Raw genomic sequence first — 14,366 nt, forward strand, 5'->3', positions numbered from 1 at the left:
GCCCGGGGGCGGGAGGTCTGATAGAAGCGCCGCCGTGCCGCCCGATCTCAATCCGCCCGCCTCCCTACAGGCCGGGACCACGCCGGCGAGCGCAGCCCCGGGCGCGCCCCCGGCGACCAGCGCAAGCCCGCCGGCGGCCGGGCAGGAGAAGGCGACCAGCGCGGCGCGCTCGTCGGCGATGGTCACCGCTGGGATCATCCTCTCGCGGCTCGTCGGGCTGCTCCGCCAGCGGGTGACGGCGCACTTCTTCGGGACATCCGAGCTCGCCGACGTGCTCGCCGCGGCGTTCCGCGCGGGGAACATCACCCAGAACCTGCTCGGCGAGGGGACGCTCTCCGCGACCTTCATCCCCGTCTACGCGCGCCTCCGTGCGGCCGGCGACGCGCGACGCGCGGCGCACTTCGCGCTCTCCGCCCTCGGGATCCTGATCGTCGCCGCCGCGGTCGCGTCGCTCGTCGGCGTGCTCGCGGCGCCGTGGCTGTCCTTCCTGGTCGCGGCGGGCTTCGACGACGACAAGCTCGCCAGCACGACCCGGATCGTCCGGATCGTCTTCCCGATGACCGGCCTGCTCGTGCTGTCCGCGTGGGGGCTCGGTGTGCTCAACGCGCACCGGCGGTTCTTCCTCCCGTACGCGGCGCCCGTCGCGTGGAGCGCCGCCCAGATCGCGGGGCTGCTCGCGTGCGGCGCGTGGCTCGGCATGCGCGGGGAGCCGCTCGCCGAGGCGCTCGCGTGGAGCGCGCTCGCGGGCGCGGCGCTGCAAGCTTCGCTCTTGCTTCCATCGGCGCGCTCGCTTCTCGGCAGGCTCACGCCGCGCCTCGACATGAGCGACCCGAGCGTCCGAGAGGCCGGCAGCAAGCTGCCCGCCGCGCTGCTCGGTCGCGGGATCATCCAGGTGTCCGGGCTCGTCGACACGCTCCTCGTGAGCTTCCTCGGCGCCGGCGCGAACGCAGCGTTCAACTACGCGCAGACGGTCTACCTCCTGCCGATGAGCATCCTCGGAGTCGGCGAGGCCGCGGTCGCGTTGCCAGAGATGGCGCGCGACACGGCCGAAGCCGACGTCTCGCGGCGCAACGAGGCGCTGTCGCGCCGGCTCGGGGCGTCGCTCGCGCGGATCACGGTGCTGACCGTGCCGGCCACGGCCGTGTTCATGGTGCTCGGGCGAGAGCTCATCACGCTGCTGCTGCAGACCGGGACGTTCGACCAGGCGTCGACGGCGAGGGTCGAGCCGCTCGTCTGCGCCTACGGGCTCGCGCTGCTCGGGAACGCCGCCGGGCGCGTGCTGATCACCGCGTCGTTCGCGCTGGGGGACACGAGGACCCCGGCCCGCTACGCGCTCTATCGCGTGGTCGTCAGCACCGCCGTCGCGCTCGTCCTGATGCAGTGGCTCGACGTGCTCGGCGTGGTGCTCGGCGCCGTCATCGCAGGGTGGGTCGAGGCGATCGCCCTCGGGTACCGCGTGCGGCGCGAGATCGGCGGGCTCGGGCTGGAGCAGATCCAGATCGGCCGCGTGGCCTTGCTCGCGGCGATATCGGTCGGCTGCGGCGCCGCGTTGAAGGCGGCGCTGCCCGAGGCGGTGGCCGCTGCGCCGTGGGGTGCCGCGCTCATCCTCGCTGCGTGCGGCGGCGCCTTCGCCGTCGCAGCGCCCGCGCTCGGGCTCTTCAGCCTGAAGTCCCTCCTCCGCCGGAGGTGATCACGGGCGGCGCCGCGCGCGCACGGCGCTCAGCGTGCGCACGGTGCCACGCGACGTAGCGCTCGACGAACGCGCGCTGCACGGGGCGCAGCGCGACGCGCGGGCGCCGTCGCTCGATCAGGGCGAGCGCCTCGCCCACCTCGATGCCGCCGCGGGTGGCGAGGTAGCAGAGCGCGAGCGTGACGCTCCTGCCCACGCCGCTCGCGCAATGGACGTGGACACGGTGGCCAGCGACGATATGCCGCTCGAGGAACGCCACGCCGCGCGCGGCCTCCTCGAGCGTGGGAGCGCCCATGTCCCAGCAGGGGATGCGCAGGTACTCGACCCCCGCCGCGCGCAGCGCGAGCACCGGATCGTACAGCTCGCGCGACACGTTGATCACGGCGCGGACGCCGAGGCGACGAAGCTCGACGACGTCGCCTGGAAGAAGGAACCCCCCGATCAGGAGGTTCGGGCTCACCCACGTGCGCCACGGGTGCCGCGGCCGGAGCGACGCGGAGGCGCGGCGCAACGCCAGGAATGCATAGAAAACGAGGGCGTACGGCGCGAGCAGGAGGAACACCAGCGCAGGGCGAAAGCGCACGCTCACGTCATGGCGTCGACGCTGGCGCCGTGCCAGCGGCCGGGCGGCGCGCGCGCCGATGACGCGCGCCCACGACACGCGCGCCGAGCGCACCGACGATGCGCAGACGATGCGCCGGCGACGCCATGGAACTTGGCCCAGCGCGCGCGAGCCGGGCATGCATCGGCAGATGCCGCTCGCTTCCTTGCCGACGGATCTCTCCCGCTCGGTCTCGCCTCCGCGCCTCCGGACGCCGCTGCCCTGCGCGCCACGGCGCCTCGAGGGCGGCCCCCGCTCGCGACGCGTCGATGGGCGGCTCGCGACCTTGCTCGTCGCGCTGACCGTGTGCGGATGCAAGCCGTCAGGCGCGGCGGTGGAGCTGTCGAAGGAGGGGGCGAGCGACGATGCGCTCGAGGTCGCCGCGCTGCCAGCGGACGGCCCCAAGCTGGTCGCGCTTCGCGCAGGGACGCCCGTGCTCGCGCGCCCGCAGGCGGGCGCACGCAAGCTGGGCGAGCTCTATCCTGGCGCCGCCGTCGTGAGGTCCTCGGAGCTGTACGGACGCGCGGGGTGCAGCGGCGGTTGGTATGCGATCCGCCCCCGCGGGTTCGTCTGCGCAGGCGACGGCGCGACGCTGAACACCGACGTGCTCGCGCTCCTGCCGGCTCTGCCCGACACGTCGCGGCCCCTCCCCTACCGCTATGGCCGCGCGCGAACCCAGGGCGCCCCGGTGTATTTCGGGGTGCCCAGCCGCGAGGAGCTGCAGCACGCCGAGCCGGATCTCGATCGCCATCTCGAGCGTGTGCAGCGCAGCGACGCGCAGCTCGGCGCGTCAGCCAACGACGTCCCGCTGGACGCGCGCGGCGTCTCCTCCGGGCCCCCGGTGCTGCTGCCGCGAGGCGACGGCATCGGCGAGGACGGGCGCAGGACCGAGGCCGGATACTTCCGCTTCCCGACCGACGCGATCGCGCCGCTCCCGCCCGTCGCCGCGCTCGGCATCGACATCGGCGGAAAGGACGGCGCCCGCGTCGATCTGCGCGCCGCGCTGAAGACGGTGGCGCTGCGCAAAGGCAGCGGGGTCGCGATCACCCGCACGTTCACGGCGGGAGCGACCGACGGACGCAGGTTCGGCGTGACGCCGGAAGGACGGCTCATCCCGACCGACCGGCTCCAGGCCGCGCTCGGATCACCGTGGCACGGCCTCGATGTCGAGAAGCTCGGGCTGCCTGTGGCGTTCGTCCATCGCCACGACGTCCACACGTGGTCGCTCGGCCGCGGCAAGGCGAACGCGAACGACGAGGAGCTCGAGCGCCACACGGGCGTGCCGCTCACGGGCAGGTTCAGGACGGTGGACGGCGTCCGCTTCGAGGAGGCGCGCGACGGCTTCTGGCTGCGCGCGCAGGACCTTGTCGTCATCGTGCGTCGTACCAAGCTCCCCGACTTCGCCAAAGGCGCGCAGCGCTGGCTCGACGTCAGCCTGGTGAACCAGACGCTGACGGCCTACGAGGGGCAGAAGCCGATCTACGCCACGCTGATCTCGTCCGGACGCGACCAGCTGCGCGACCCTGAATCGACAGCGTCCACCGCGCGCGGCACCTTCCGCATGCGGAGCAAGCACGTCACGCGCAACATCGATCCGCGCGAGGTCGCCGAGAGCTTCGACGTCACCGACGCCCCGTGGGTGATGGACCTCGCGCCGGGCCAGGCGATCACCGGCATGTACTGGGGCGCCGGGGTCGGCGAAGCGCAAGGCTTCCACGACATCGCGCTGACGCCCATCGATGCGCGGCGTATCTTCCTGTGGGCCGAGCCGGAGCTCCCTGAAGGCTGGCACGCTGTGTACAGCAACGACGAGGAAGGAACCCTCGTCCACGTGCGGCCTTGATGTTCACGCAGCCACCGCTGGCCCTCCGAGGGAGGCCAGCGGCCGACTGTCACCATTGCTGGTGCCGAAGGAGGGAATCGAACCCCCGACCCGGCGCGTATGAAACGCCTGCTCTAGCCAGCTGAGCTACTTCGGCAAAAGTGAGGGCGGACTAGTACCGCCCCGTCTCCGCTCTGTCAAGCGAGGTCGTGCGCGTTGCGACGCGTGATCGTCAAGGTCATCTCCGCCTTCTCGGTCATCCATCCCGGTCATCCCAGAAGATTTCTCTGGATCACCGTTCGCGCTCTCGTTGCTTCGGCAGGACCGCGGGGTTCCTCGCCTCGAACGGCATCGACCACCGGAAGCTCTCGCCGAGCTCGGGCGGCACCGGGGGGTACGGCGAACCGCGCAGCACCGCGCGCCGGCAGTTCTCATCGAACTCGGGGATGCCGCTCGGCCGCGTCACCGACGCGCTCCCCACGGTCCCATCGGCGTGGATCACGAAGGTCACGATCACGGTCCCCTGAAGCCCCTCGCCTGCGGCCCACTTGGGAAACGCGTCGGCCCACAGCGGGTGCAGCTTGGCCATGACCTGCCTCATGTAATGGCTGCGCCTGCGATCGAGGGGATCGTTGTCGAGCAGCCGGCCGCGCCCTGAGCCGAGCGCGCTGGAACGCGCACCGCGGCCCGCCACGCCACCCGCGCCGGTCGCGCCTGGTCCTGCCTGTCCGCCTGGCCCGAACCCACGCGCCCCTCCGGCCGAGCTGGCGTGAACGAGCGACTGGATCGCCGTCGCCACCTCCTGCTCGCTGTCCAGCGTGTCGTTCGGGTGCCCCACGGCGTCGGCGGGGATGGATGGCGTGCCCACCGCGACCATCGGCCGCGCCAGCGGAACCGCCGCGCTCTCGCGGTGATCCTCGCCGGGCCGCCCATCGCGAACGCCCAGCCCCCCCGACGCGCGCTCGCCTCCCTCCACGGCGCCGCCGGCGGCGCGCGGGCTCGCCCCCAGGGAAAGCGCCGCGTCGCGCGCAGCGGACACGTCGGTCGCGCCGTCGATGCCTGCAGGCTGGGCCGCTGCGCCGAGCACGCCGCCGCGACGCTCGGGCGCGCCGCCATCGCGCGCCCCGAGCGACGGATCGCGTTCGGCCGACGTGCGTCGCTCGGCCCGATGGCCGACCCGCCCCCCCGCGAGGAACGTGAGCTCCATGGGCTCCCGGCTGGCGCGCCAGTCCTCGCGCGATGCGCGCTGGGACGACGAGCGGATGCGCTGGATCTGGCTCCTGTCGAGGCGCGAGCGGATCTCTGGAGACAGAAAGGTCGCGTCGTCCCTGTCGGCGAGGTTCAACGCGGGCAGCTCCGCCGCGTCGGTACCACCACGCCCGCTCGTCCCCGTGTCCGGCCGCGGCGCGTCTTCCCCTCCGCCGCGCGAAAGGCGGACGGCCAGCTCGGACGCGGTCGCCGCCGCGCGGTCGAGCGTGCCGTCCGTGACGACGGGCAGCTCGATCTCGATCGGCGCGCTCATCGCGGCTGGCGACCCGACCGTCCGCGCGCGCGCTACCTCCGGTGCCGAGAACGAGCCTGCGACGACCAGCGCGCCCGCGCCCACAAGCCCTGCGTGGGCTGCGACGGAGAGGGCCCACGCGGATGCGATCCGGCGGCCGTCGCGAGACCTCTGCGCCATCGTGCTGTCACTATGCCTCGAGACGTGCCTGGGGCGAGCCCGCAGGCGCGGGCCGCGCGCGCTCGTCTCAACCGACGAGCGCGCCGTCCTGCGGGAGCCGCAGCCGCCTGCGGGTGTTCTCCGCGGTGCGCGCGGCCAGCGCCTCGAAGGGCTCGCCCCGGAGCTCCGCGACGAAGCGCGCCGTGTGCAGCACGTGTCCTGGCTCGCACCGTTTCCCCCGGAACGGCACCGGCGCGAGGTAAGGGCTGTCCGTCTCGACCAGGATCCGATTCCCCGGAGCCCAGGCGGCGACCTCCTGGATCGCGCGCGCGGCCTTGAAGGTTACGATGCCCGAGAACGAGAGGTCGAAATCGAGCGCGAGCGCCCGCTCGGCGAACGCGCGATCCTCGGAGAAGCAATGGATGATGCCGCCCACGTCGCTCGCCTGGGCGCGCTCCAGGATCGCGAGCGTGTCTTCTGGCGCCTCGCGCGTGTGGATGACGATGGGCTTCTCCACCCTACGAGCGAGGGCGACGAGGTCGGCGAAGACGCGCTGCTGTGTGTCCTTCGGCGAGTGCATGTAGTGGTAGTCGAGGCCGATCTCGCCGACGGCCACGACCTCGGGCCGGCGCGCGAGGACCTCGAGCTCCGCGAGCATCCGGTCGTCCAAGGCAGAGGCATCGTGCGGATGAACGCCGACCGCGGCGTGCACGTCAGCGCGCCGCGCCGCGAGATCCGCGGCGAAGCGCGCCGCGGAGAGATCCGCGTCCACGCCGACGACCACGAACGCGTCCACGCCGGCGGCCCGCGCGCGGTCCAGGACGGCGTCGGCTCCCTCGCGGAAATGACGCGGATCGACGTGGCAATGCGAGTCGATGATCATGCTTCGCTTCAGGTGACGAGCTCCGCGAAGCGCGCGCGGAGCAGCGCGCTCGCGGCGTCGAGCGCGCAGCGGTCGCAGTAGCCCATCCCGCGCAGGCGCTCGAGCGCGCGCGTCGCGTTCCTGCGCTCCTCCTCGCGCAGCTCGCCCCAGCCCTTCTCGGACTTGCCGTCGCTCTGCGCGTCGCGGAGGAGCGCGACGAGATCGCGAACCAGGAGCGCCACGCCCTTGCGCCGCTCCGTGAACACCGCCTCCCGCAGCTTGCGGATCTGCTGCGGGAACACGACGGCGTTGACGATCTTCTGGCCAGGGTGGTCGATGGCCCACGCCGCGATGGCCGAGATCAGGCCGCGCCGGTGATCGTCGTGCTTCGTGCGGACCCCGAGGAGCGCCTCCACCTCGCGCATCATGCGCTCGTCCGGGTTCTCGAAGTCGCCGGTGTGCGGGTTCCTGATCTTCTCCCCCTTCACCCAGACGCCGACGTGGGAGACGTACCGGTCGAACAGCTCGGCGTAGCGCGTCTCGTCGACGAGGCCGCTGGCCGTCCGCATCTCCTCCTCGGTCGTGTCGAGCAGGCGCGTGCGCACGACCTCACGGAAGAGCCGGTGATCGTGGTAGCCGCCCGCGAGCTGCTTCTCCTTGAGCCAGTCGTACTCCGCCTGCCGCTTGCAGAGCGCGTCGAGCTCCGAGAGCACCGCGAACGGGGAGAGGCACGCGTGATCCTCGCTCTGGGCCGCGTCGAGCAGGAGCGTCCGCACCTCCCGCGGCGAGACGCCGAGGCGCCCCTCGAAGTCCACGGACGCGTCGCTCTCGTGGTAGATCGCCTCGATGCCAGCGCGCAGGACCTTCTGCGCCTCCGCGTCGAACCGCTCGGGCGCCGTGCCCGTCGCGAACAGCTCCATCTTCTCGACGGCGGTGAGGCTCGAGACGAGCGGCGCGAGCGCGTCGGGGTACCGCTTCGCCTCCGGCTGCCGCATGCGGGTGAGCACGGCGAACTGCGCGGCGACGCGCGTCGCGTGCGGGGCGACGTGGCGGGTCACGAACGGGACGATCTGCGTGTCGTAGATCGCCTGCTCGTCGGGGTAGCTCCGGAGGTAGGGCGCGCGCAGGAGCTCGAAGCGCCCGCGGAAGCTCGGGAACTCCGGGTGCTCCCGGAAGGCGTTGAGGTGCACGTCGTTGGCGCTGCCGATCATCACGACGTTCGTCTGCACCGTCTGCTGCGGCAGGCTGACCTCCCCCGTCTCCAGCGTGAGCTGGAGGTACCGGAAGGCGTCGAGCGGTCGCTTGAGGAGATCGCTGAACTCGAGCACGCCCCCGGCGGCCTCGATGAGCTCACCGTGCGCCTCGAAGAGCGTCGTCGCCTGGAGTGAGGTCGGGAGCGAGGCGAGCGAGCGATCTGCCGTGATCTGCCTCTCGCCGGCGTCGACCGAGAGCTCCGGGCCGATCGTGACGGCGCCGACGCGGTAGCGGCGGGAGATGAAGTACCGCTCGACCTGGACGTGCCGCAACGTCTCGACGAGCGAGCCGCCGCTCGCCACGAGGAGCGCCTCGAAGACCTGCTGGTTCTTGTGGGACAGCTTGCCGCTCATCAGCCACTCGGGCGGCGGCTCCGTCGCGCCGGCGTCCTCGTAGAGCTTCAGGATGAGCGCCCGCCGCTCTCGCACCGGGAGCAGGAACAGCGGGTGATCCCTGAGCTCGATCACGAGCCGGGCGTCGATCTGATCGTCCTCGAGGTGGGCGTAGCTCGTGCCATCCGCGGCGCTCGCCTTCTCGTCGCCGCCGAAGCCGATCGAGCCGCGCATCGTCTTGCGGCTCGGGAACACCCAGTGGAAGCGGTACACGGCCCCCTCATCGAGGGTCGAGTAGTGCTCCAGGGCGCGCAGGATGCAGGCGGCGAGCGTGCTCTTCGCCGAGCCGTTCGGACCGTGCATCAGGACGAGCCTGTTGGCCCTGCCCTCGCGCACGAAGTTGCAGAGCACCCGGTAGACCTCGGCCTGGAGCTCTTCGTGGCCGATCAGCGCGAAGTCCCGCCCGTGATAGGACGCCGCGGCCGGCGCGCCCTGCTGCGCGGGCTCGGTTGCGGGGAGCTCCCACGGCAGATCGAAGAGCTGGAACCGGGTCAGCTCCCCCCAGGGCTTCTTGATCGTCCGCGTGCCGAAATGGTCGAACATGTCGCGGACGTAGCGAGCCGCGTCGCGTCCGAAGCGGACCGGATTGGAAGCGAAGAGCTCCAGGTACTGCTGGAAGGAGAGGACCCGCTGCTCTTCGTTGAACCGCCTGGCCATCGAGGAGGCGATGGCATCGAGCTCGGAGAGGGCCTTTCGAGCCCGCTCAGCCGCACTGCCTTGGACCGTCTGGCTGGGGCCGACCTCGCCGGGCTGGCCCCCCCGGTAACCGGAGGTGTCGTTGTTCACGTGAGGCTGAGTTTACCGTTCCGCCTACTGCACGTCGACGACCGCCTCGAGCTCCTGCTTCTGCATCAAACAATTCGCGGCGCTGCAGATGCTGAAGGAGAGCACGCCCGCCACCTTGGTCTTGCCCTTCTTGGCCGCCACGAACGGGACCTTGAGGAGGCCCTTGGTCTCCTCGAACGCGCCGTCCTCGCGCTTGAGCAAGGGCTTCGGGTACGAAACGCCCTCGGCGGCCGCCTCGGTGACCTTGAACTTGATGGGGTACTTGTCGTTGATGTGGTAGTCGCCCTTGGACAGGAGCGACACCTCCACGAGCCCCTCTTGGCCGGCCTTGTACGTCCCAGTCGGCTTCATTTCGAGGGTGTAGACCGCATCCTCGACCTTCGATTTGCCGCCCTGGGGGGGGGCCGCAGGTGCTGCCTCGGTGGCGCCGCGAGAGGTCGCCGCTTCGCTCTGGCTACAGCCGAGGACGGGGAGCCCGGAGAGCGCGATCAGGCACATCGCGGCGGAGAGGGGCTTGCCGGTCCGAGTTGAAGGATGAGTGCTCATGGTCAACACAAATAACACAGCGGCGGCGCCAGCGCGAACGCGGGGCCCCAGCGCCCAGGACGATGGCGCACTGAACCGGAGCGCGCGCGCCTCACGCCTCCGCCGCTGCACGTAAGGCGCAACGTCGCACGAGCGCACGGCCCGGCGCCGCCGTCAGCGCGAAATCAGCAGCGCGACGAGCGCACAGAGCAGCACCGCCACGCCGGCCACGGCAGGGATGACCCACCGCGGCAAGCGCTGTGGCACGCCCATCACGATGTCCTCGGCGAACGCCTCGGAGGCGGCCGGCGAGGGCGCGATGACCGCGGCGGCGATCGCCCCGCCGCTCGCACCGGCGGGGACCGCGCCCACGCTCGCCGAGACATGCGGCTGGCGGGCCAGGACCGACGGCAGCGCGGCGCGGATCCGGGCCGCGAGCTCCTTCTGCGGTAGGGACGCCCAGTCGCGGTGCGACCCCGCGAGGCCGTACGCCTGGCCCACGCGATCGGCGAGCAGGCCGACCGAGGGCAGACGCGCCTCCGGGCTCTTCATGAAGGCCTCCTCCATCACCGGATCGAGCGAGGCCGGCGCCCCGTACGCCTTGCCCGCCACGCTCGGAGGCAGCGGATTGTTGCCCATGATGGCCACGAGGATCATCGGACCGGTCGGCGCGTGGAACGGGACCTGCCCCGTGACGCACTCGAACACGATCGCTGCGACCGACCAGACGTCGGCGCGATGGTCGAGCGCGAGCAGCCCCTGCGCCTGCTCGGGGGACATGTAGAAGGGCGACCCGATCGTCGTGCCGACGACGGTCAGCTTCTTCGCGCCCTCGCTGTTGTCGCGCACGCTGCCGAAGTCGAGGATCTTCACCATGTCGCCGTCGTGCGTGCCGACCAGGAAGATGTTGTCCGGCTTGAGATCGCGGTGCACGACCTTGCGCTTGTGCGCCTCCTCGAGGCCGAGCGCGATCTGCGACAGCATCCGCACCAGGCGCTCGGGGGGCAGCACCTTGTCGCGCTTGAGGACCGTCCGCAGCTCCTCGCCCTCGAGGTACTCCATGACCAGCGCGAAGCTGTGGTCCTCGGTCTTCTCGAACGCGAGCACGTCGACGATCTGCTCGTGGGGCAGCGACCTGCTGACCTCGAACTCGCGATGAAAGCGCTCGACGCTCACCTCGTCGAGCGCGACCTCGGGGTGGAGGATCTTCAAGGCGACGCTGCGGCCGGTCCGAAGATCGAGCGCCTGGTAGACGCGCCCCATGCCCCCGTCGGCGACGATTCGCCAGATCTGGTAGCGCCCGCCGCAGAGGGTCGCGCCGACGCGCCTGTCCGCCGGGTGGACCGGCGGCGATACCTCAGCGACCGGGATGAGGCGCTGCCCGTCGACCGGACAGAACCCACTGTCGTGCGAGAAGAGCCTGAAGCAGGCGGAGCACGTCTTCAAGCCGCCCCCGGGATCAGGCGCGGGAGGGGTCCGCGGCCGGCGTGCTGCCCGTCGCGGGCTCCGGCGGCATGTAGTAGAGGATCCGGTTGCAGTTCGGGCACCGCTCGAACTCGTCCTGGCGGCGCATCTTCTGGAACATCATCGGCGGCACGGACAGGTGGCAGCCGAGGCATGTGCCGTCGTAGGTGCGCGCGATCGCGACGGGCCTGCGCGTCCGGATCGACTCGTAGCGGCGGTACAGGACGACCGGCAGCTTGCCGACCACCTGCTCGCGCGCCTCGGCCCGCTGAGCGCGCTCGGCCTCGAGCGCGGCCAGCGACGCCTGCGTCCCCGGCGCGCTGCCGTCTATCGCCCCCGCCAGCTCGACGCGCTTCGCCTCCGCCACATCGATCGCCGAGCGCGCCCCCTCGGAGGCCGAGTTCAGCCGCTCGATCTCTTCCTCGCGATCGCGGTGCAGCTTGCGCAGCTCCTCGATCTCGCGCTGCGCCGCGTTGGACTCGCGCTCGTTCCGGGAGCGCTGCAGCTTCTCCCGCGAGCGCTCGATCTGGCTCGACATCTGGCGGAGCTCGACGGCGAGCTCGGAGCGCGTCTTCTCCATCGCCGCCAGGGTCTCCCGATCGCCCTTCAGCCGGTCCTCCAGCCGCTTCAGGTCGGACCGCATCCCTTCCAGGCTGCCGCGCTGCTTGTCGAGCTGCTCATCGATGCGGCGGATCTCGCTGTCGATGGCCGACAGCTCTTCGAGGAATGCGATCTGCTCGCGGATGCTCACGTGCTTCCTTGTCTCCTTCTGTTTCGTGGCTTTCGTGGGCCCACCTGGACTCGAACCAGGAACAGCCCGGTTATGAGCCGGGGGCTCTGACCGATTGAGCTATAGGCCCTGGTACAAGGGCGAACCCTCGATCGGGTCCGCCCACTTTCGCACCGGCGGACAACGTAGTCCAAGCGGCGCGCAGTTGGAAGGGGAGCGGTTCGGCTGGACCGGGTTCCACGTTGGCGCCGCGGCGGTCCGGGGGTGGCTCGGCCGTGAGGGAAGCCCGTCCGCAGACGGGGCGCAGCGCGAGGGGGCCTCGCCGGGCATGGCGCAGGGACATTGCGCCGGCGTGCGCGGTCGGTCCACGCCGGAGGCCACGCCGGAGGCCACGCCGGAGGCCACGCCGGAGGCCACGCCGGAGGCCACGCCGGAGGCCACGCCGGAGGCCACGCCACAGGCCCGCTCGGGCTGCGGGCCCTCACGGCCGCTGCCGCCCGCCCGGATCGACCATCGGGCTGCGGCGCGGGATGCGCGCTGTCTTGGCCGCCGGGGTCACGGCCTTGCCCCCGTCGAGCGCGTCGGAGCAGCACCGGAACCCGACCTGATAGAAGCGGAACCACCGGTTGTGCGTCGACGTGACCGGGCGGCATCGCGAGCGGATCGGCCCCCAGTACCCCCCTTTCAGCGTCGATCGAAACGGCTTCTCGTCCAGCGTGCCGAGCTCATTGTTCACCCACTCGTCGACGTTGCCGGTCATGTCGCGCACGCCGAAGGGGCTGATGCACCGGTGCATCTCCCCGGACGCAACCCGGCGATCGAGCCGCTCGACCTCCGCCGAGATCTTCCATGGGTCCGCGAACGTCTCGAGCACCGGCATCGAGATCTTCCTGTCGATGTTGCAGGCGTCGGGATCGCGAGCGATCCCGTAAGGATAGGGCCACATCTGCGGCCCTTCGCACGCGAACTCCCACTCCTCGCCGGAGCAGAGCCGCTTGCCCTCGATCTCGCAGGCGCGCTTCGCCTCCAGCCAGTTGACCATCACCACCGGGCGGACGCCCTCGATGTTCGGGTACTCGAAGACGTCGATGCAGAAGCGCCGGTGCTGAAGGCGCCCCTCGCAGAGGACCTCCGGCTCGAACCGCGCGCAGATGTCCTTCTCCTCGTCGATGTAAGCGGCGCAGTGGTGCCCGACGTACGGGCAATAGATGCCGTCGACGAGCACCATCCCGCCGAGGCACGCCGCGCGGCTCTCCGGGTCGACGCGCACGTACGCAGGCAGCGGCGGAGGCGCCGGAGGCGCCAGCGCGGGCGCGGGCGGGGCCGGCTCCGGCGGGGCGATGCTCGCAGCCGGGGCCGCGCTCGCCGCGTCGAGCGGGCCAGGCGGCCTCTGGAAGCGGGGGGCAAAGAGGAGCGCGCTCACCAGGGCGGCGACGACGAGGGCGGCGATGAAGGCGATGCGCTCGCGCATGTCAGTCGTACACGCCGTCCTTCTCGCGGTCGCGCTCGATGAAGGGCCGCGGCGGCGGCGTGACGACGCCGTCGACCGTGTCCGAGCAGCAGCGGAAGCCGACCTGGTAGAACTTGAACGTCGGCCCGTGCCCTCCGGTCGTGAGGCGGCAGGTGTTCCGAACAGGACCCCAGTAGCCGCCGTTGAGCGTGGCCGGGCGCGACGTGCCCGGATCGTCGGCGAGGTTGTCGGTCCACTCGTCGACGTTGCCGGAGAGATCGTACGCCCCGTAGGCGCTGATGCAGTTCGGGTGCGATCCGATGGGATCGGCCTGCCACAGACGGGCGATCTCGCCCTCGCGGGTCGCCTCGTCCACCATGGCGTCGATGTCGAACTCGATCGCGGCGCGGTCGATGTTGCAAGGGCTGGGCGTGCGCACGAAGCCCCAAGGATACGGCAGGCGCTTCGGTCCTTCGCAAGCGAGCATCCACTCGGAGCGCCGGCACAGCCGCCTGCCGATCGAGGCGCAGAGCGACTTCGCTTCGTACCAGTCGACGTAGACGCGCGGGAGCTCGCCCACCCGGTTCGGCCACTCGTGGCGGTCGATGCAGAAGCGCCGGTGATCCACCGGAGCCCGGCAGCGGGCGCCGCGCCCGTACTCGGGGCAGCCATGGCCGGCTCCGTCGCCGCTGCGGGTGCAGACATACGGGAGGGATGGACAGAAATCCCCCTCCACGAGGCTCATGTCGGCGGGACACGCAGCGCGCGCCACCGGATCCGCCGCGAAGGGATCGACCAGCGGGGCCGCGGCGGCGGCCTGCTGGCTCGCGCTTCGCGGGACCGGGGCTGCACCGGGAGGCGAGCCCGGAGCGGGCGCTGCAGCCCCCCCCTGACCAGCGGCCGTGGCGGGTGCAGGCGTGGACGATGCTGGTGCCGCGGGCCCGACAGAACGCGCCGCAGCGGGGCCGGGCTCGGAGCGCCCGGACGGAGAGGGCGGCTCGAGCAGCAGCGCGTCGAGCTCAGGGGCGTACCGCGCAAGGAGCGCGACCACGCCGAGCGCAGCGCCGGCGCCGACCGCCATCAGGACACTCCTTGCACGCTCTTTCACCTGCGCGCCCTCTCATAGTCCA

11 protein-coding genes and 2 tRNA genes are annotated in these 14,366 nt (G+C 71.7%); 2 read left to right on the forward strand and 11 right to left on the reverse strand.

From position 1 onward, the window contains the following. Positions 1-34 precede the first annotated feature (34 nt). Positions 35-1,690 (forward strand): murein biosynthesis integral membrane protein MurJ, encoded by a 1,656-nt coding sequence (gene murJ, locus WMF45_RS21325; RefSeq protein WP_437718711.1) that lies wholly within the window; start codon positions 35-37, stop codon positions 1,688-1,690. Here the strand turns inward: murJ and WMF45_RS21330 are convergent. After that, positions 1,659-2,279, reverse strand: a complete 621-nt coding sequence (locus WMF45_RS21330; protein ID WP_437718712.1) for a protein-tyrosine phosphatase family protein — start codon at positions 2,277-2,279, stop codon at positions 1,659-1,661. The two genes, murJ and WMF45_RS21330, sit on opposite strands and share 32 nt — an antisense overlap. A 163-nt stretch (positions 2,280-2,442) precedes the next feature. Between WMF45_RS21330 and WMF45_RS21335 the strand changes: the two genes are divergently transcribed. Then, positions 2,443-4,134 (forward strand): L,D-transpeptidase, encoded by a 1,692-nt coding sequence (locus WMF45_RS21335; RefSeq protein WP_437718713.1) that lies wholly within the window; start codon positions 2,443-2,445, stop codon positions 4,132-4,134. Positions 4,135-4,193: 59 nt separating this feature from the next. On the opposite strand, the gene WMF45_RS21340 is transcribed toward WMF45_RS21335, so the two are convergent. From WMF45_RS21340 to WMF45_RS21385, 10 genes are all read right to left on the reverse strand, one after another. Then, positions 4,194-4,270, reverse strand: a tRNA-Met gene (locus WMF45_RS21340). A 135-nt stretch (positions 4,271-4,405) separates the two neighbouring features. Then, positions 4,406-5,794, reverse strand: coding sequence for a TonB family protein (locus tag WMF45_RS21345; RefSeq protein ID WP_437718714.1), 1,389 nt, complete (start codon positions 5,792-5,794; stop codon positions 4,406-4,408). 67 nt (positions 5,795-5,861) lie between these two features. Beyond that, positions 5,862-6,656: a TatD family hydrolase gene (locus WMF45_RS21350; protein WP_437718715.1), complete on the reverse strand. Its 795-nt coding sequence runs from the start codon at positions 6,654-6,656 to the stop codon at positions 5,862-5,864. Positions 6,657-6,664: 8 nt separating this feature from the next. Then, positions 6,665-9,067, reverse strand: coding sequence for a PrkA family serine protein kinase (locus WMF45_RS21355; protein ID WP_437718716.1), 2,403 nt, complete (start codon positions 9,065-9,067; stop codon positions 6,665-6,667). A gap of 24 nt (positions 9,068-9,091) precedes the next feature. Beyond that, positions 9,092-9,613: a hypothetical protein gene (locus WMF45_RS21360; RefSeq protein ID WP_437718717.1), complete on the reverse strand. Its 522-nt coding sequence runs from the start codon at positions 9,611-9,613 to the stop codon at positions 9,092-9,094. A 153-nt stretch (positions 9,614-9,766) separates the two neighbouring features. After that, the gene (locus WMF45_RS21365; protein WP_437718718.1) at positions 9,767-11,038 is read right to left on the reverse strand and encodes a serine/threonine-protein kinase; all 1,272 of its coding nucleotides are present in this window, start codon (positions 11,036-11,038) and stop codon (positions 9,767-9,769) included. Between the two features lie 13 nt (positions 11,039-11,051). Then, the gene (locus WMF45_RS21370) at positions 11,052-11,807 is read right to left on the reverse strand and encodes a zinc ribbon domain-containing protein (RefSeq protein WP_437718719.1); all 756 of its coding nucleotides are present in this window, start codon (positions 11,805-11,807) and stop codon (positions 11,052-11,054) included. A 35-nt stretch (positions 11,808-11,842) separates the two neighbouring features. After that, positions 11,843-11,916: transfer RNA gene (locus WMF45_RS21375), tRNA-Ile, on the reverse strand. 351 nt (positions 11,917-12,267) lie between these two features. After that, positions 12,268-13,257, reverse strand: coding sequence for a formylglycine-generating enzyme family protein (locus tag WMF45_RS21380; protein WP_437718720.1), 990 nt, complete (start codon positions 13,255-13,257; stop codon positions 12,268-12,270). Between the two features lies 1 nt (position 13,258). Beyond that, positions 13,259-14,317 (reverse strand): formylglycine-generating enzyme family protein, encoded by a 1,059-nt coding sequence (locus tag WMF45_RS21385; RefSeq protein WP_437718721.1) that lies wholly within the window; start codon positions 14,315-14,317, stop codon positions 13,259-13,261. Between the last annotated feature and the right edge of the window lie 49 nt (positions 14,318-14,366).

Origin of the sequence: Sorangium sp. So ce448 (assembly GCF_051520915.1) — a bacterium.
In the GTDB taxonomy this organism is placed as follows: Bacteria; Myxococcota_A; Polyangia; order Polyangiales; family Polyangiaceae; genus Sorangium; species Sorangium cellulosum_B.